At 36.1% G+C, this 16,670-nt stretch carries 15 protein-coding genes; 6 read left to right on the top strand and 9 right to left on the bottom strand.

What is annotated here, in order from left to right; all coding sequences use genetic code 11:
• Positions 1–553: 553 nt before the first annotated feature.
• From hisS to O9307_RS02225, 6 genes are all read left to right on the top strand, one after another.
• Positions 554–1,924, top strand: a complete 1,371-nt coding sequence (gene hisS / locus O9307_RS02200) for a histidine--tRNA ligase (RefSeq protein WP_298294886.1) — start codon at positions 554–556, stop codon at positions 1,922–1,924.
• A gap of 322 nt (positions 1,925–2,246) precedes the next feature.
• Entirely contained in the window at positions 2,247–2,822 is a 576-nt protein-coding gene (locus O9307_RS02205; RefSeq protein ID WP_298294888.1) for a nucleotide exchange factor GrpE, read from the top strand.
• Positions 2,823–2,873: 51 nt separating this feature from the next.
• Positions 2,874–3,983, top strand: coding sequence for a molecular chaperone DnaJ (gene dnaJ / locus O9307_RS02210; RefSeq protein WP_298294890.1), 1,110 nt, complete (start codon positions 2,874–2,876; stop codon positions 3,981–3,983).
• A 765-nt stretch (positions 3,984–4,748) separates the two neighbouring features.
• Positions 4,749–5,249 (top strand): sigma-70 family RNA polymerase sigma factor, encoded by a 501-nt coding sequence (locus O9307_RS02215; RefSeq protein ID WP_298295128.1) that lies wholly within the window; start codon positions 4,749–4,751, stop codon positions 5,247–5,249.
• A 2-nt stretch (positions 5,250–5,251) separates the two neighbouring features.
• Positions 5,252–6,196, top strand: coding sequence for a hypothetical protein (locus O9307_RS02220; protein ID WP_298294892.1), 945 nt, complete (start codon positions 5,252–5,254; stop codon positions 6,194–6,196).
• A gap of 35 nt (positions 6,197–6,231) precedes the next feature.
• Positions 6,232–8,385: a von Willebrand factor type A domain-containing protein gene (locus O9307_RS02225; RefSeq protein WP_298294894.1), complete on the top strand. Its 2,154-nt coding sequence runs from the start codon at positions 6,232–6,234 to the stop codon at positions 8,383–8,385.
• A 394-nt stretch (positions 8,386–8,779) separates the two neighbouring features.
• Here O9307_RS02225 and mtaB read toward each other — a convergent pair whose 3' ends face one another.
• The 9 genes from mtaB to O9307_RS02270 form a co-directional block, all read right to left on the bottom strand.
• Positions 8,780–10,108, bottom strand: coding sequence for a tRNA (N(6)-L-threonylcarbamoyladenosine(37)-C(2))-methylthiotransferase MtaB (mtaB, locus tag O9307_RS02230; RefSeq protein WP_298294895.1), 1,329 nt, complete (start codon positions 10,106–10,108; stop codon positions 8,780–8,782).
• A 108-nt stretch (positions 10,109–10,216) separates the two neighbouring features.
• On the bottom strand, positions 10,217–11,008 hold the full coding sequence (locus tag O9307_RS02235; protein WP_298294897.1) for a Cof-type HAD-IIB family hydrolase: 792 nt from the start codon (positions 11,006–11,008) through the stop codon (positions 10,217–10,219).
• Between the two features lie 69 nt (positions 11,009–11,077).
• Positions 11,078–11,386 carry a type II toxin-antitoxin system RelE/ParE family toxin gene (locus tag O9307_RS02240; RefSeq protein ID WP_298294899.1) on the bottom strand — a complete coding sequence of 103 codons (309 nt, stop codon included), beginning with the start codon at positions 11,384–11,386 and terminating at the stop codon, positions 11,078–11,080.
• The gene (locus tag O9307_RS02245) at positions 11,386–11,763 is read right to left on the bottom strand and encodes an addiction module protein (protein ID WP_298294901.1); all 378 of its coding nucleotides are present in this window, start codon (positions 11,761–11,763) and stop codon (positions 11,386–11,388) included. Before O9307_RS02245 ends, O9307_RS02240 begins: the two co-directional genes overlap by 1 nt.
• 35 nt (positions 11,764–11,798) lie before the next feature.
• Positions 11,799–12,017 (bottom strand): DUF2007 domain-containing protein, encoded by a 219-nt coding sequence (locus O9307_RS02250; RefSeq protein ID WP_159682878.1) that lies wholly within the window; start codon positions 12,015–12,017, stop codon positions 11,799–11,801.
• Positions 12,018–12,179: 162 nt separating this feature from the next.
• Positions 12,180–12,824: a DEAD/DEAH box helicase gene (locus O9307_RS02255; RefSeq protein WP_298294906.1), complete on the bottom strand. Its 645-nt coding sequence runs from the start codon at positions 12,822–12,824 to the stop codon at positions 12,180–12,182.
• Between the two features lie 107 nt (positions 12,825–12,931).
• Positions 12,932–14,095, bottom strand: coding sequence for a sigma-54 dependent transcriptional regulator (locus O9307_RS02260; protein WP_298294908.1), 1,164 nt, complete (start codon positions 14,093–14,095; stop codon positions 12,932–12,934).
• Between the two features lie 70 nt (positions 14,096–14,165).
• Positions 14,166–15,482 carry an ABC transporter permease gene (locus tag O9307_RS02265; RefSeq protein ID WP_298294910.1) on the bottom strand — a complete coding sequence of 439 codons (1,317 nt, stop codon included), beginning with the start codon at positions 15,480–15,482 and terminating at the stop codon, positions 14,166–14,168.
• A gap of 235 nt (positions 15,483–15,717) precedes the next feature.
• Entirely contained in the window at positions 15,718–16,641 is a 924-nt protein-coding gene (locus O9307_RS02270) for an ATP-binding cassette domain-containing protein (protein ID WP_298294912.1), read from the bottom strand.
• Between the last annotated feature and the right edge of the window lie 29 nt (positions 16,642–16,670).

Genomic DNA, 16,670 nt, shown 5'->3' on the forward strand with positions numbered 1-16,670 from the left:
TCTAGTTTTTCTTCATCAATTTCTAATTTTGATAATTTCCAGCCGTCTTGAATCGGTAAAATAATTTTCTCTAGTATCGTTTTTATATCGTATTCCATTTTGTAAATTTAACCTTTTCACAAAATATCCAGTAGAAACAAATTTATTAAAGTTCGTCTAGTAATTAGTTTCAATATTGATAACCCATTGATGAAATTACAATAAAGTTTTAACCACATAGGAACATTATAGGTTGTGCTCATTAGGGAAAGAATGAATAAAAGTAGGTCTATTTTGCACATAGTATAGCTATGTGAATAGTAAAACGTCTATCTTTTTCTTTTAAAAACTATAAGTTTTCTGTTTCTCCTATGTGGTAAAAAATAATTTCACCCAACCAAAAAGGTTTGTAACAAATAAGTTCTGTATTTCTAAAACTTATATGTCCTTAACTACCTTAAATGGTTCAAAAATAAGATGGGTTTGTTGTAGAATAATAAAACCCACTTTTTTTGGATAGGATTTCTTTTAAAAAGTAAGATATTTGCAAACCTAATTGAAAATTCATTTTACAATGGCTTCAAAACCCAGCATACCCAAAGGAACGCGCGATTTTTCGCCAGCCGAAGTGGCCAAAAGACAATACATTATTCAAACGATAAAAAGCAATTTTGAGAAATTTGGCTTTCAACCTATAGAAACTCCTTCCTTCGAGAACTCAGATACTTTGATGGGGAAATATGGCGAAGAAGGCGACCGCTTGATTTTTAAAATCTTGAATTCGGGCGATTATTTGTCAAAAGCCAATGCGACGCATATAGAAAACAAAGACAGTCTAAAATTGACTGCAAGCATTTCTGAGAAAGCCTTGCGTTATGATTTGACCGTTCCTTTTGCGCGTTACGTGGTACAACACCAAAGTGAAATCGAGTTTCCTTTCAAACGCTATCAAATCCAACCTGTTTGGCGCGCCGACCGTCCGCAAAAAGGGCGTTTCAGAGAATTTTTTCAGTGCGATGCCGATGTGGTAGGTTCCAAATCATTGTGGCAAGAAGTGGAGTTGGTACAATTATATGATACGGTTTTTACGGCTTTAGGATTAGAGGGCGTGACTATCAAAATCAATAATCGTAAAATTTTATCTGGAATTGCTGAGGTGATTGGTGCTTCGGATAAGCTGATTCATTTTACTGTGGCATTGGATAAACTGGATAAAATTGGCGAAGACGGTGTAAAGAAAGAAATGATTGAAAAAGGCATTTCTGAAGAAGCGATTGCTAAAGTGCAACCCTTGTTTAGTTTTACTGGAACGATTTCAGAGAAAATCAACCAATTGTCACAATTGCTTTCTGTTTCAGTAGAAGGAATGAAAGGTGTTGAAGAATTGCAATTCATTTGCGAAAAAGTGACCCAACTTGGATTGGCTACAGCTCAGTTGGATTTGGACGTGACTTTGGCAAGAGGACTGAATTATTATACGGGAGCTATTTTTGAAATTGCTCCACCCAAAACCGTTGCGATGGGATCCATCGGCGGTGGCGGAAGATATGACGATTTAACGGGTATTTTTGGCTTGAAGAATATGAGTGGTGTGGGGATTTCTTTCGGTTTGGATCGTATTTATTTGGTAATCGAAGAATTGGGATTGTTCCCTGATACGGTTGCTGCAACTTCGAAAGCATTGTTTGTGAATTATGGCGAAACCGAAGCTTTTGTAGCAATGCAAACCATTCAGAAATTAAGAGCTGAAGGCATTAAAGTAGAATTGTATCCCGATGCTGTCAAGATGGGCAAGCAATTACAATATGCTGACAAAAGAGGCATTCCGTTTGCAGTTATTATTGGGACACAAGAACTAGAATCGAGCACTTTTGCTTTGAAAAACCTCGTTACGGGAGAACAAGTCGTTTTGAATTATGAAGGTTTACAAGAGCAATTACAATAGTAAAAATACATAACAAAAAAAAGCTTCGTTTTCTTAATAAACGAAGCTTTTTTTATTATAAACAATGCTGAATTAATAATTAACTAAAAACGGATATAATACTATGGATATAAATTATTATGTAATAATGATAGATTGACAAATTTAGGCAAACTATTTCGTGCTTGTCTTAAAATTATATTAAATTTTTAAGAAGTTCGTAAAATCGTTACATCTTGTAGTAGTCTTAGAGTAATCTTTCAATTTGTTTTTATAGCTGACAATTTGACATTTTATTAGTTTTGGCAATACTTTTGACAATAATTGAAAAGAATCAAAAATAATGTTTAAAAAATTTTTTAAAAATAAAAGCAATATGACTACTGAAAATACAGAGTTCGATCAAGAAATAGATGATGCAACGTTGGAGAATAATGCAAATGGAGAGCAACTAATCATTGAAGAATTAAGTGTTGAGGAACAATTAGCACAAGATTTAGCCAAAGAAAAAGATAAATTCTTGCGCTTATTCGCTGAATTTGAAAATTACAAAAGACGTACAACAAAAGAGCGTATCGAGTTATTCAAAACAGCGAGTCAAGAAGTTTTATTGGCTTTGTTACCTGTTTTAGATGATTTTGATCGTGCTATGGTTGAAATCAATAAGTCGGAGGACGAATTATTAGCTAAAGGTGTGGAATTGATTCACGAAAAGCTAAAAGGAACTTTGGTAACCAAAGGATTAGAACTAGTTGATGTTAAAGTAGGAGATGCTTTTGATGCTGATTTTGCTGAAGCAATCACTCAAATTCCTGCACCATCAGACGATTTAAAAGGTAAAATTGTTGACGTATTGGAGAAAGGATACAAATTAGGCGATAAAATTATTCGTTTCCCAAAAGTAGTAATAGGACAATAATCAGAATTCAAAGTAGCGTATTTGTAGCTAAATGTAATAGCATCATATAAAATGAAAAAAGATTTTTACGAAATATTAGGGATATCTAAGAGTGCTTCGGATGCTGAAATCAAAAAAGCGTATCGAAAAAAGGCATTAGAGTTCCATCCTGACAAAAACCCTGACAATCCTGCAGCCGAAGAACAATTCAAATTGGCGGCTGAGGCCTATGAAGTATTGAGCGACCCACAAAAGAAAGCCAAATACGATCAATATGGTCATCAAGCTTTTGAAGGTGCTGGCGGATTTGGCGGTGGTCACGGCGGTATGAACATGGATGATATTTTTAGTCAATTCGGAGATATTTTCGGAGGAGGCTTTGGTGGTTTCGGAGGCGGAGGCGGAGGTCCTCGTCGTGCCAAAGGAAGCAACATGAGAATTAAAGTCAAATTGACATTGGAAGAAATTGCCAATGGTGTTGAGAAAAAAGTAAAAGTTAAGCGTAAGGTACAAGCACCTGGCGTTTCCTATAAAACCTGTTCTACTTGTAATGGTCAAGGGCAAGTGATGCGTGTGACCAATACTATTTTGGGTCGTATGCAATCGGCGTCTACTTGTCCTTCTTGTGGAGGTTCAGGACAAATTTTGGATAAAAAACCAAACAATGCCGATGCGCAAGGAATGATTTTAGAAGACGAAACAGTTTCTATCAAAATTCCAGCAGGTGTAGTTGACGGTATGCAATTGAAAGTTTCTGGAAAAGGAAATGATGCTCCTGGAAATAGTATTCCTGGCGATTTGATTGTAGCGATTGAAGAGTTAGAGCACGAATTCTTGAAACGTGAAGGAGAGAATTTACACTACGATTTGTACATTAGTTTTGCTGAAGCGGTTTTGGGTATTTCTAAAGATATCGAAGCGGTAAATGGCAAAGTGCGTATCAAATTAGAAGAAGGGATTCAATCTGGGAAAATATTGCGTTTGAAAGGAAAAGGAATTCCAAGTATCAATGGTTACGGAAGTGGTGATTTATTAGTTCACGTGAATGTTTGGACACCAAAGACATTGACCAAAGAACAAAAACAATTCTTTGAAAATGCGTTGAATGACGATAATTTCACCCCGCATCCTGAAAAATCAGACAAATCATTCTTTGAGAAAGTTAAAGATATGTTTTCTTAATTATTTTAATCTTATTTTATACTAATCCCTGTGTTTTTTGTAGCATGGGGATTTTTTTTGGTTTTAAAAATGTATCACCGTAAATTCGTAAAATATTAAAGAGTTGATTAGGAGTAAGACCTACAAGGTTTTAGAAACCTTGCAGGTTGAGGATTGTAAAAAGAGTTTTGTTGAAGCTTTTCCTGCAAGGTCTTTTTTTTGACCTTGTAGGTATTCAGATTAAAGAGATATTGTTGGAAACTGGGTTACCGCAAATTCGCAAATTTTAAAAGTGTTGATTTGGGGTAATACCTACAAGGTTTTGAAAACCTTGCAGCTCGAGGAGTGAAAAAGAGTTTTGTTGCAGTCTTTCCTACAAGGCCTTTTTTTTGACCTTGTAGGTATTCAGATTTTATATGTGTTTATAGTTGGGATTATTTCTGAATTTTCGGTTTAAATCTGGCTGGCATTAAAAAGGTAATTGAAATAGTAAAAAGCACTATGTTGGCTCATAGCCCCGATGGAAGTGGCATCCTTTTTTATAACTGGCAGGTTTTTGGACCTGACGGTTATAAAAAAGATATAACGTACAGCGGGAATCCTGCTAACCAGAAAGCCTAATGTTGGCGCTCCTTCATTCATTTTTAAAACTAGAATTCTTGATGATTGTAGTAAAAAAAGAATATTTTTTTGATAGGCTTCCCAACCTTTTTGATTTTTAATCGCTCTTTAGTAATAAAGACATCAATTGTGATAAACGAAACCCTACTCTCTAACTGCAAAAAAATGCACCGTGATGCTCAGCGCGAGGTGTATGACTATATGGCGCCCAAGCTGTATCGCACTTGCAAGCGCTATCTTAAAAAGGAGGAAGATATTGAAGAAGTTTTGGCCGACGCTTTTTATACTATTTTCACCAAAATAGACCAGTTGAAAGAGGTGCTGGCTTTTGAGGCTTGGTGCCGAAAAATAACGGTGAATCACTGTTTGGCAGCAATTAAAAAAAGTACCAATTTCAATATGTATTTGGATGATGTGAAATTGCTTTCGCAACCTTTTACTGAAGAAATCACAGCGCTTGAAGAAGCCGATTTATTGGAACTTTTGAACCATATTCCTGAGGGCTGCAAAACTATTTTCACTCTTTTTGTGATAGAAGGCTATGGACACAAAGAGATTGCGAGTTTGTTGCAAATCTCTGAGGGCACCTCAAAATCACAATTGAATGCCGCCAAAAGTAAACTAAAGGAACTGGTGAACAACCTCTATTATCAAAAAGCAAAATAGTTATGGACTATCAAGATAAATTATTCGAACAAATAAAAGAAGCCGAGCGAAATGCTGAAAACCAAGATTTTCCCGCAATGGAAAAAGTATGGTCGCGCTTAGAAGAAAAACTAGACAAAAAAGAAGCTAAAAAAACTATTGCTTTATGGCAAAAAATCGCCGTAGCTGCATCGCTTTTATTGGTGCTTTCTATTGGATTTCAGTTCTTGAATTCGTCTAGCCCGAAAAGTATTCAAGAGGCTCCAGCGGTGGTTACTACAACCACAAAAAACAATCCATCGGCTGTTGAAACTAACGAAAATACAACCAATACTACACCTGCAATCGTAACAAAATCAGAAGCGGAAGAAATCATCGATAACATTATTGGGCAAGAAGTTGCGGTTCATAACACGCAATCCAAAGACACGATAATGAGTAGTGCTACAAATGCTATTAGTATTCCTGAAATCGTTACAGCAAACGCAAATTTGGAAGTAGCGGATGAAAAGGATACTGAATTCAATGAAATTGAGCCTAGACTAGCTGCTCTTGCTCCAATAGCCAAAGAGAAAGCCAGTTACAAAATGGCTTTTGCTGAAAAAAGCCAAGAGCGTACTAAAAAAAGTAGTCCGTTGGTTGTGATTGACAACACAGCACTTTCGGACAGTAATGCCTCAAAAAGAGAACGCATTATGCAAGAAGGACTTTCAAATTTTAAACCCGAGAACTTAGAGTCGGTAATAGTTTTAGACAATCCGCTTTATATCATTGATGGCAATTACTTCTCGGAAGACGATTTGTTTGGTCCACAGCCCAAGAGTCCTTACGCACCTCTCAATCATCAAGACATTAAGACCATTGTCATTCTCAAAGACACCGATGCCGTTTCAAAATATGGCGAAAAAGGCAAAAAAGGAGTCGTAATTATCACTACAAAAACAGGAAAACCCGCAGTCCAAAAATAGGAATACCCTAACACTAATCTTAAAAAAACACGATTATGAAAAACGTAAAACTTATTTCATTAGGCCTTGCTATGCTTATATGTTTCGTAACAAAAGCACAAGAAAAAAGAATCACAGGAACCGTTTCTGACACCTCTGGTCCGCTTCCTGGAGTTACCATTGTCAACAAAAACTCAAAAGCAAACGCTAGTACAAATTTTGATGGCAAGTATACCATTCAAGCGCAAAAAGGAGACCAATTGGTGTTTAGTTACATTGGTTATAAACCGCAAACTAAAAAAGTGGGAGAACAAAACATCATTAATGTAAAATTAGTGGCAGACCAAATGTCCCTAGATGAAGTAGTCGTAGTAGGCTACGGCAGTAACGCCGAATACGAATCTGATAATACTTTCTATGAAAAAAAGAAAGCCTCGACCGCTGCATCCGTTCAAAAGCTCGAAGGTCGTGTCGCAGGATTGACGATTTCGTCTAACACTAACGCCATTGCCAACGCTCCGCAAAGCATCGTCATTAGAGGCACGAACAGTAGTTCTTCTAAAAATGAACCACTTTATATCATCGATGGTGTGCCTGTAAAATCGAATGCTTTAGCTAAAATCAACCCAAACGATATTCAAGATGTAAAAGTACTCAAAGACAGTGCTGCCACTTCGCTATACGGAGCAAGAGCTGCAAATGGTGTAGTTATCATCACCTCAAAAAATGAAATCTATAAAAACTTAAGCGAGAAAGAAATAAACAAAAGACTACAACAACTCCATCCATATCAACCAGAACCAATCAATGATGAAGACTATGAAAGTTTTGTAGAAAATGCATTTGAAAGTCCAAAAACAGCACCGCTTTCCACTTTTTCTATTGATGTTGATAATGCCTCGTACACCAATGTAAGACGTATGATTAATAACGGACAAAAAGTACCTAAAGATGCAGTTCGCGTGGAGGAAATGGTTAATTTTTTCAAATACAATTACGCACAACCTAATGACCAATATCCTTTTGCTATTCAAACTGAATTGAGTCACAGTCCGTGGAATACCGATACTAAAATTTTGAAAATTGGATTGCAAGGAAAAAACATTCCGACCCTTGATTTGCCAGCCTCGAATTTGGTTTTCTTAATTGATGTTTCAGGTTCTATGAGTGCTGCGAATAAATTGCCCTTATTAAAACAATCTATGAAAATATTAGTAAATGAGTTGAGAGCCAAAGACAAAGTATCGATTGTAGTGTATGCTGGAGCCGCTGGTCTAGTATTACCTCCAACCTCTGGAGATGAAAAAGAAATGATAAATGCTGCTTTAGAAAAACTTAACGCAGGAGGAAGTACAGCGGGTGGCGAAGGCATTACGCTTGCCTATAAAATTGCCGCAGATAACTTCATCAAAGGAGGCAACAACAGAGTAATTTTGGCTACTGATGGTGACTTTAATGTGGGGAGTTCTTCTAATGCTGATATGGAAAACCTCATCGAAGAGAAAAGAAAATCTGGTGTATTCCTAACTTGTTTAGGCTACGGAATGGGGAATTACAAAGACAGCAAAATGGAGGTATTGGCTAATAAAGGAAATGGAAATTACGCCTACATTGATACCATTCAAGAAGCGAATCGTTTTTTGGGTAAAGAATTTAAAGGGTCGATGTTTGCAATTGCTAAAGATGTGAAAATTCAAATTGAATTCAATCCCAACCAAGTGAAAGCCTACCGATTAATTGGATATGAAAACCGTAAACTAAGACCAGAAGATTTTAAAAATGACGCTATAGATGCAGGAGAATTAGGCAGTAATCATTCGGTGACGGCTTTGTATGAAATCATACCAACAGGCAGCAAAAGTAAGTTTTATACAGAAGTGGATGAACTAAAATACACCAGCACAAAGCCAACGGGAAATAAATATACTAACGAGTTAGCGACCATAAAATTCCGTTACAAAAAAACCGATGGTGACCAAAGCATCGAAATGGTGCAAACCATAGAAAACAAAAGTAGCTTGCTACAAAACACTAGCGATGATTTTAAATTTAGTAATGCCGTAGCTTGGTTTGGTTTAAAATTGAGAGATTCAAAACTGATTACCAATTCATCTTCAAAAGACATTATTGCTTTGGCAAAACAAGGCTTGACAAATGACGCCGAAGGCTACAAAGCAGAATTCATTCGCTTGGTAGAGGCTGTAAATTAAGAAGGTACAACCCTCAACTGTTTGGGTAAACACACAATCAAAAAAACAACCATATAAGGCACGTAAGGTCATATAAGAAGAATTGAAAAAATGTACCATTACCTATTTATAAATTTAGACATATTAATTCGTTCTAGTTGAGATAGTAAGAGTTGTGTAAGAAATAAGAGCGGTATTTTTATCAAACTTATATGACCTTAAATACCTTAAATGGTTCAAAAATAGAAGTTGTTTGTGTTAGAATAAAACCATTTAAAACAGTAAAAACCACTCAATTCAGGGTAGACATTAAAGATAATATTTAGTTTATAATAGCAACTAAATACTAACTAAAAAAAGCGAGTACGATTTTATTCTTACTCGCTTAATACTATTACAAAGAAGTGCTTTACAATTACACTTCAACATTTAAGAACTCCATGCGAACACTTCCGTCTTCGTCAATTCGGGTCAATTGCACCTCGTGTAAGGTATTCACTAATGCAGGATCCCAAGGGGTTTTCACTTTTACATAATTTTCGGTAAAGCCGTGAATGTAGCCTTCTTTATTTTCACCTTCAAACAAAACTGTTCTTTGGGTTCCCAATTGACTTTCATAAAACGCACGACGTTTTTTCACCGATAAGCCACGTAACATTTTGCTTCGCTTGGAGCGTACATTATTAGGAACCACGCCTTCCATCACAGCCGCCTCGGTGTTATCGCGTTCTGAATAGGTAAAAACGTGCAAATAAGAAATATCCAAATCATTCAAGAAATGATAGGTTTCAAGAAAATGCTCGTCTGTTTCTCCTGGAAATCCAACAATTACATCCACACCAATACAAGCGTGTGGCATTACTTGTCGAATATTGGCAACTCTATCGGTATACACTTCACGTTGGTAACGACGCTTCATTTTACCCAAAATTTCATTACTTCCAGATTGCAAAGGAATATGAAAATGCGGTACAAATGTTCGGCTTTTGGAAACAAAATCAATCGTTTCGTTTTTCAATAAATTAGGTTCGATAGACGAAATACGAAGGCGTTCTATTCCCTCTACTTCGTCGAGTGCTTTTACCAAATCGAGGAAGGTGTGTTCGTGTTTTTTATTCCCGAACTCTCCTTTTCCGTAATCGCCAATATTCACACCCGTAAGCACTATTTCTTTAATCCCTTGTTTCGAAATTTCGGAAGCATTTTTTAATACATTTTCTAAAGCATCACTTCTAGAAATTCCTCTCGCTAATGGAATCGTACAATAGGTACATTTGTAATCGCAACCGTCTTGTACTTTCAAAAAGGCTCTTGTTCTGTCGCCAATTGAATAACTGCCTACATAAAAATCGGCTTCGGCAATTTCGCAAGAATGCACTTGACCAAAATCGTTTTTGGATAAATCGTTAATGTAATCTGCTAGTTTGAATTTTTCTGTGGCACCCAGAACCAAATCTACACCGTCAACATCGGCGAGTTCTTCTGGTTTTAATTGTGCATAACAACCCACAGCGGCTACAAAGGCTTTATCATTCAGCTTCATCGCTTTGCGCACGACTTGCTTGAATTGTTTGTCTGCATTTTCTGTAACCGAACACGTATTAATAACATACATATCTGCTACTTCTTCAAAATCCACTCTTTCAAAGCCTTCTTCTTGAAGATTTCTCGCTATGGTTGACGTTTCTGAAAAGTTCAGTTTACAACCCAGCGTATAGAAGGCCACTCGTTTTTTATTTTCCATAAGATAGCTCAATTAATGAAATCGTTGTCAAAAAATTGAGGTTGCGAAATTACGAACAAAAAACTAAAAATTAATTATTTAGTGCTTAAGATTTTTTTAATACAATGCTTAACTCAATATAAATCGCTCAATCACCTCAGCTACGCCGTGATTATTATTCGAAGCTACAATAACATCTCCAAAACCTCTCAATTCGGGAGTTACATTATCCACCCAAACGCCTAATCCCGCATATTGAATCATGGTCAAATCGTTTCCTGCATTGCCTACTGCAATAATTTCGCTTTGTTCAATACCTAATCTCTTGGCTAAAAATGCAATACTTGCGGCTTTGTCGATGCCATTAGGTGCAACTTCCAAAAAGAAAGGTTTCGACATGGACACACTTAAATCTGGCATTGCTTGTTTCAAATCATTTTCTACCGTTTTCAAATAAGAAGGGTCTTCAAGTAAAATACATTTTACTGCATTAGAAGTCACAGCCGCTTTAAAATCAGGAACTAGTTCATGCGGCATACCCGTTATGCTTCGTTCAACCTCAATAAATTCAGAGTGGGTTTCGCTTACAATCGTATCATTAATATACGTAATGATATGCGTTTTCATTTTCAAACTATAATCATGTAGCTCATGAATTTGCTCTTTAGTCAACGATTGCTCAAAAATTACCGTATCCTTTTTTAAATCGGTAACTACAGCTCCATTGAACGAAATCATATAACTATTTTGCAAGTCTTTTGCATAATGTGTCATCGCTGGCGTAGGTCTTCCTGATGCCAAAACCACTTCAACACCCTTTTCTTGTGCCATAGCAATCATGGCTCGATTCTCTTTAGAAATGGTATGATCGTCTGTCAACAGCGTGTCATCCATGTCTAAAACTAGCATTTTGTATTTCATTGTTTTTTTTTATTTCAAATTGTATTAAATATTCATTAAAAAAACCGCTCTTAAGAAGCGGTCATTGTGCTATTTTTTCAATCTTTTTTTTATTCTTTCAAAACTTTGTTTTTGAGCCAAAACTCCAATAACCACAACTATTCTTAGTTCTTCTTCAATTAAATAATAAATCGTGTATGGAAATCTGTCAACAAAAGCTTGTCTTATTTCCTTATATCGTTTCTGGTAATGGGCTGGATATTTTCTGATGTAATCGAACTCTTCATTTACTTTCAACTTAAAATCTTCGCCTAATGATTTATTTATTTCTAAATACCATTTTCTTGCTTTTCTTATATCCTGATAAACAACGGGTACTAACTTTAACTTATAAATCATTACCAAACTTCCTTAAAATCTTCCCAGTCCAATAAATCTTGAGGCTTTTTTCTGTAAAGTTCTAATCGTAAATCCAACTCTTTTTGATGCTCTTCTGGAATCTCTAATAAACTCGATTTATAGTTTTTCAAAATTCTTTCTACTGCTTTCAAAGTATCGTCTAAACTTTCGAATTCCTCATTTCCTCTATCGTCTTTTAATACGCTAGGCTCACTTGGTTCTTCTAAACTATTGAAGTTCTCTATTTTGTCAGAGGAATAATCAACAACTTTCTTATCTAAGATATCTTTAAGTGCTAAAATCTCATTTAGTTTACTTTCATCCGTACTATGAAGTAACCAATCTATTAGATCTATTTTTTTAGCAGCTATATTCATCTCATAGAAGTATTTGAACAACAAATATACGAAATCTAAATACTCATTCTAAAATCCTCGATAACTGGATTCGCCTTAGCAAAATCTGTTTCTTGAATAAAAATTTCAATGGCCAAATCAGAACCACCAAATCCACCCAAACGAGCCGATTGAATATTGTCTTTTTTTACGGTATCGATTCCCGCTGTTTCTAATTTTTCTTGTAAGGCTAGTGCTAATATTTCACTGCCTGAAAACACTTTCATTAATCCCATACTGTTTTATGTTTGTTGTTGAGGGTTGGTGGTTGATTAGTTGTGGTTTGTGGTTAATAGTTTGTTGTTGAGGGTTTGTTGTTGAGGGTTTGTTGTTGAGTTCAAATTTAAGCGCAAAGGCACTATTCTGAGGGCTGCTTTCTAAAATCTAACGTCTAAAATCTATTCTGTATCTTCTTCGTCCTCTTCCTCTTCTTCATCAAAATCAAACTCAAAAGGTTCGATTAGCATTTTCTCTGCCAACAAATCAATTCGTTCCGTAATTTGTTCCGCAAAAATGATACGCTGCGTTTTGGTAATACTGTTTGAAATACGCATAATCTTGGTTTCGTGACGTAATTTCAATATAGGGTCAGTGTCATCAATGATGAACATTTTTAAACGATTGACATTGTAACCTGCAGAAGAGAACATTTCATTCAATCGACTAGGTGTACCAATCAAAACATCAATACCTGTAGAAATATAATTTTTATCATAATCCATATCGCCTTTATCGTGTACACCGTATACTTCTAACTTAGTATACCGATTGTATTGATCAAAAAGCGCTTCCATTTCTAACACTTTGGCTTTGTCTTCAACTACAATCAAAGCTCTTGGAGATTCTTCATTGGCGCCTGCTAAACGCTGAATTACATTGATAACAATAGTCGTTGTTTTTCCGCTTGTTTTTGGTGCAATAATCAAACAATCTGCACCACTTTTAAGTGTAGAAAAAGTCTCCTGTTGCATAACATTGGCTTCTACTAAACCATTTTCTATCAATGCTTTTTGAAGATTTTCGTTTATTTTTTTTAGTTTCATTTTTAAAGTTATTAGGCAAAAGGCAATAGCCAAAAGCTACATTTAATAAAATAGGGCCTGTATTTCTTAATCCTTTTGGCGAATGGCTTTTGCCTTTTGCCTGATGGCTATTTACTAGCAAACAATTTTACATCTGTTTCCGAAATTTCGCTTCCACCAAGAATAATTAAGCGTTCTACCACATTGCGTAATTCTCGTATATTTCCTGTCCAATCGTATTCTTGTAGCAAACTAATGGCTTGATCGGAAAATTGCTTCACAGCATTACCTTGTTCTGAAGCAATTTTCTCTGCAAAATGTGTTATCAACATCGGAATATCAGTGCGACGTTCATTCAAGGCAGGAACTTTGATTAAAATAACCGCCAAACGGTGGTACAAATCTTCTCTAAAACGACCTTCGGCAATCTCTTGTTTCAAATCTTTGTTGGTTGCAGCAACCACACGAACATCGACTTTAATATCTTTATCGGCGCCCACTCTCGTAATCATACTTTCTTGCAACGCACGCAACACTTTGGCTTGAGCCGAAAGACTCATATCGCCAATCTCATCCAAGAAAATAGTGCCTTTATCTGCTGCTTCAAACTTTCCTGCACGGTCTTTTACAGCTGATGTAAAAGCGCCTTTGACGTGTCCAAACAACTCACTTTCTATCAATTCTGACGGAATAGCGGCACAGTTCACTTCGATTAAAGGAAAACTTGCGCGTTCGCTTTTCTCGTGCAATTGATGGGCTACTAATTCTTTTCCAGTTCCGTTAGGTCCTGTGATTAATACTCTGGCTTCGGTAGGAGCTACTTTATCAATCATCATTTTGATATGATTAATAGCTTCGCTCTCGCCAATCATTTCGTAATTTTTGCTTACTTTTTTCTTAAGAATTTTATTCTCAACTACTAATTTTTTGCGGTCCAAGGCATTGCGAACCGTATTCAACAATCGGTTCAAATCAGGCGGTTTTGAGATATAATCAAAAGCTCCCAAACGCATCGTATTGATGGCCGTTTCCATATCGCCGTGTCCTGAAATCATCACCATTGGAATTTCAGGTTTGATTTTTTTGACAGCTTCCAACACTTCCACCCCGTCTAATTTTGGCATTTTGATATCACAAAGCACCAAATCATAATCGGTATTTTTTATTTTCTCTAAACCTACAGCGCCGTCTTCAGCTTCGTCTACTTGATACGAATCATTCTCCTCTGAAAGAATTTTGACCAAAACCCTACGAATCGCCGCTTCGTCTTCTATAATTAATATTTTACTCATTCTTAACAATTTTCAAATTTTAAAAATTCCAAATTCCAATAGTTGGATTTTGGGATTTACTTTTTGGAATTTAATACTTCAACCACTTATACAATTCTTTCCAACTTGGTTTTTTACCGTACATCAAAATACCCACGCGATAAATTTTGGAAGCAAACCAAACTACTAATAAAAACGTTCCGAATAAAAGTACCATCGAAAGCAAAATTTGCCACAAAGGTACGCCAAAAGGAATACGCATTAGCATCACGATTGGCGATGTCAAAGGCACAATCGAGAAAATGGTGGCTACCGTGCCGTGAGGGTCATTGATTACCGTAAAAAACCCGATGTAAACACCCAAAATTAAAGGCATAATAATCGGTAACAAAAACTGTTGTGAATCGGTTTCGTTGTCAACCGCAGCACCGATGGCAGCATAAAAGGAACTGTATAAAAAGTAGCCTCCAATGAAATAAATCACAAAACAAGTCAGTAAAGTTCCAATCGGAAGATTCCATAATTCAGCCAAATACAATTGCGCCGTACTTGCTATTTCCTGTTGTGCTGCTTGCATCACTTCGGGCGGAACTTTGGAAGTAGGCCCTAAATTGACACCGAAAAACAGCGAAGCACCCAAAAACAATCCTAAACCTATAATCGCCCAAATTAAAAACTGAAGAATGCCTGCCAGTGAAGTTCCAATGATTTTCCCCATCATCAACTGAAAAGGTTTCACCGAAGAAATAATAATTTCTATGATACGATTAGTTTTTTCTTCGATTACGCTTCGCATCACCATATTGCCATAAATCACGATAAACATCATAATCAAATACCCAAACGCACCGCCAATGGCAATTTTAATTTCATTCAATCCTTTCAAACTTTCCTCGCCTGAGGCTTTACTCAAACTGATGCTAATATTGGACTGCGCTTTATGTATCGCCACAGTATCCAATTTTGCGGATTGAAAATTGAGTTGGGTAATTTTTTTATCCAAAATATCCTGAACTTCCTCAATAAAAGTGATACTTGGACTATCATTGGATATGAATTGAATCTTCTTATCCAACTCAGCAATAGATGCCGTTTTAGGAATTTGCAACACGCCTTCAAAACGCTCTTGTGTAATGCTATCTTTAAGGGCTTTCACGTCCAAAACCGACAAATCCAAATACTGGTATTCGCTATCTTTTTTATTTTTAGCCATAAAATCGGCAACAAACAAACCCGTTTCGTCGTGAACCGCAATTTGCTTGGTATCGGCTTTCATAGACGCCAAATAGCTAACAAAAACAGCAATTCCAACAAACAATAACGGACTCAAAAAAGTCATTACGATAAACGATTTGTTGCGCACCTTGGCAATAAATTCTCTTTTTATAATCAACGAAATCATACTCATATAGTTAGTTTTATAGGTCTTACTATCAATCGTGTGGTTTTAAAATTAAAATTTTTATTTCTTTGAACCATTAAGTAATTAAGTTTCATTAAGCAATCGCAACCTTAATCTTCTTAATCTCTTAATGGTAAAAAAACTTTTTCCTTACCCACACAATTCATGGTAATACTTGTTTAAAAATTTAAAACTTAAATTCCAATACTTTTGATATTTGGAATTTTAAAATTTCAAAAGATTATTTTTCAGTTACAGTTTTAATAAAGATATCGTTCACACTTGGAATTTTTTCCACAAAATGCGTCACTTGACCACGTTGCGTAAGGACTTGCAACAACTCGTTGGGTGTACCTGTACCTAGCTGAATTTCTAATTTTAATTCTTGATTCAAAGACTTGAAATTGGCTGGACCCACGGTAAATTTTTGCGTCAAATCATACATTAAGCCTTCGACATTATCCGTCAAAATGCCCACTTCAAAACTATTAGAGCGGTATTGGCGTTTAACTTCTTCTAATTTTCCTTCTATGAGTTTATTCGATTTATGAATCAAAGCGATATGGTCACACAATTCCTCTACACTTTCCATTCTATGGGTCGAGAAAATGATGGTCGTACCTTTTTCCTTTAATCCTAAAATCTCATCTTTGATAATATTCGCATTCACAGGGTCAAAACCTGAAAACGGCTCATCAAAAATCAACAATTTGGGTTGGTGCAACACACACACTACAAACTGAATCTTTTGTGCCATTCCTTTGGACAACTCCTCGATTTTCTTGTTCCACCAGCCTTTGATGTCTAATTTGTCAAACCAATAGTCCAACTGAATTTCAGCCTCTTTTTTAGAAAGCCCTTTCAGTTGCGCCAAATACAAACACTGCTCGCCCACTTTCATCGATTTATACAAGCCTCGCTCTTCGGGAAGATAACCAATTTGCTGAATGTGATGGGGTTGTAATTTTTCGCCATCCAAAAGCACTTCCCCACTATCGGGCAACGTAATTTGATTGATGATACGAATTAAAGAGGTTTTTCCGGCACCATTAGGGCCTAATAAACCATAAATACTGCCTTTGGGTACCGAAAGCGAAACGGCATTAAGCGCCACATAATCGCCATATTGCTTCACCACATTATTTACTTCGAGAATACTACTCATAGCTTGATTTTTAGAATTGCAAAAATAGG

Origin of the sequence: Flavobacterium sp. (assembly GCF_027531905.1) — a bacterium.
GTDB lineage: Bacteria > Bacteroidota > Bacteroidia > Flavobacteriales > Flavobacteriaceae > Flavobacterium.

What these genes read in the sequence shown, in the direction of transcription:
- O9307_RS02220 (WP_298294892.1), top strand. Translation starts at nt 5,252, where the DNA reads ATGGACTATCAAGATAAATTATTCGAACAAATAAAAGAAGCCGAGCGA.
- O9307_RS02260 (WP_298294908.1), bottom strand. Translation starts at nt 14,095, where the DNA reads ATGAGTAAAATATTAATTATAGAAGACGAAGCGGCGATTCGTAGGGTT.
- dnaJ (WP_298294890.1), top strand. Translation starts at nt 2,874, where the DNA reads ATGAAAAAAGATTTTTACGAAATATTAGGGATATCTAAGAGTGCTTCG.
- O9307_RS02235 (WP_298294897.1), bottom strand. Translation starts at nt 11,008, where the DNA reads ATGAAATACAAAATGCTAGTTTTAGACATGGATGACACGCTGTTGACA.
- O9307_RS02245 (WP_298294901.1), bottom strand. Translation starts at nt 11,763, where the DNA reads ATGAATATAGCTGCTAAAAAAATAGATCTAATAGATTGGTTACTTCAT.
- O9307_RS02265 (WP_298294910.1), bottom strand. Translation starts at nt 15,482, where the DNA reads ATGAGTATGATTTCGTTGATTATAAAAAGAGAATTTATTGCCAAGGTG.
- O9307_RS02215 (WP_298295128.1), top strand. Translation starts at nt 4,749, where the DNA reads ATGCACCGTGATGCTCAGCGCGAGGTGTATGACTATATGGCGCCCAAG.
- O9307_RS02240 (WP_298294899.1), bottom strand. Translation starts at nt 11,386, where the DNA reads ATGATTTATAAGTTAAAGTTAGTACCCGTTGTTTATCAGGATATAAGA.
- O9307_RS02270 (WP_298294912.1), bottom strand. Translation starts at nt 16,641, where the DNA reads ATGAGTAGTATTCTCGAAGTAAATAATGTGGTGAAGCAATATGGCGAT.
- O9307_RS02255 (WP_298294906.1), bottom strand. Translation starts at nt 12,824, where the DNA reads ATGAAACTAAAAAAAATAAACGAAAATCTTCAAAAAGCATTGATAGAA.
- hisS (WP_298294886.1), top strand. Translation starts at nt 554, where the DNA reads ATGGCTTCAAAACCCAGCATACCCAAAGGAACGCGCGATTTTTCGCCA.
- O9307_RS02225 (WP_298294894.1), top strand. Translation starts at nt 6,232, where the DNA reads ATGAAAAACGTAAAACTTATTTCATTAGGCCTTGCTATGCTTATATGT.
- O9307_RS02205 (WP_298294888.1), top strand. Translation starts at nt 2,247, where the DNA reads ATGTTTAAAAAATTTTTTAAAAATAAAAGCAATATGACTACTGAAAAT.
- O9307_RS02250 (WP_159682878.1), bottom strand. Translation starts at nt 12,017, where the DNA reads ATGGGATTAATGAAAGTGTTTTCAGGCAGTGAAATATTAGCACTAGCC.
- mtaB (WP_298294895.1), bottom strand. Translation starts at nt 10,108, where the DNA reads ATGGAAAATAAAAAACGAGTGGCCTTCTATACGCTGGGTTGTAAACTG.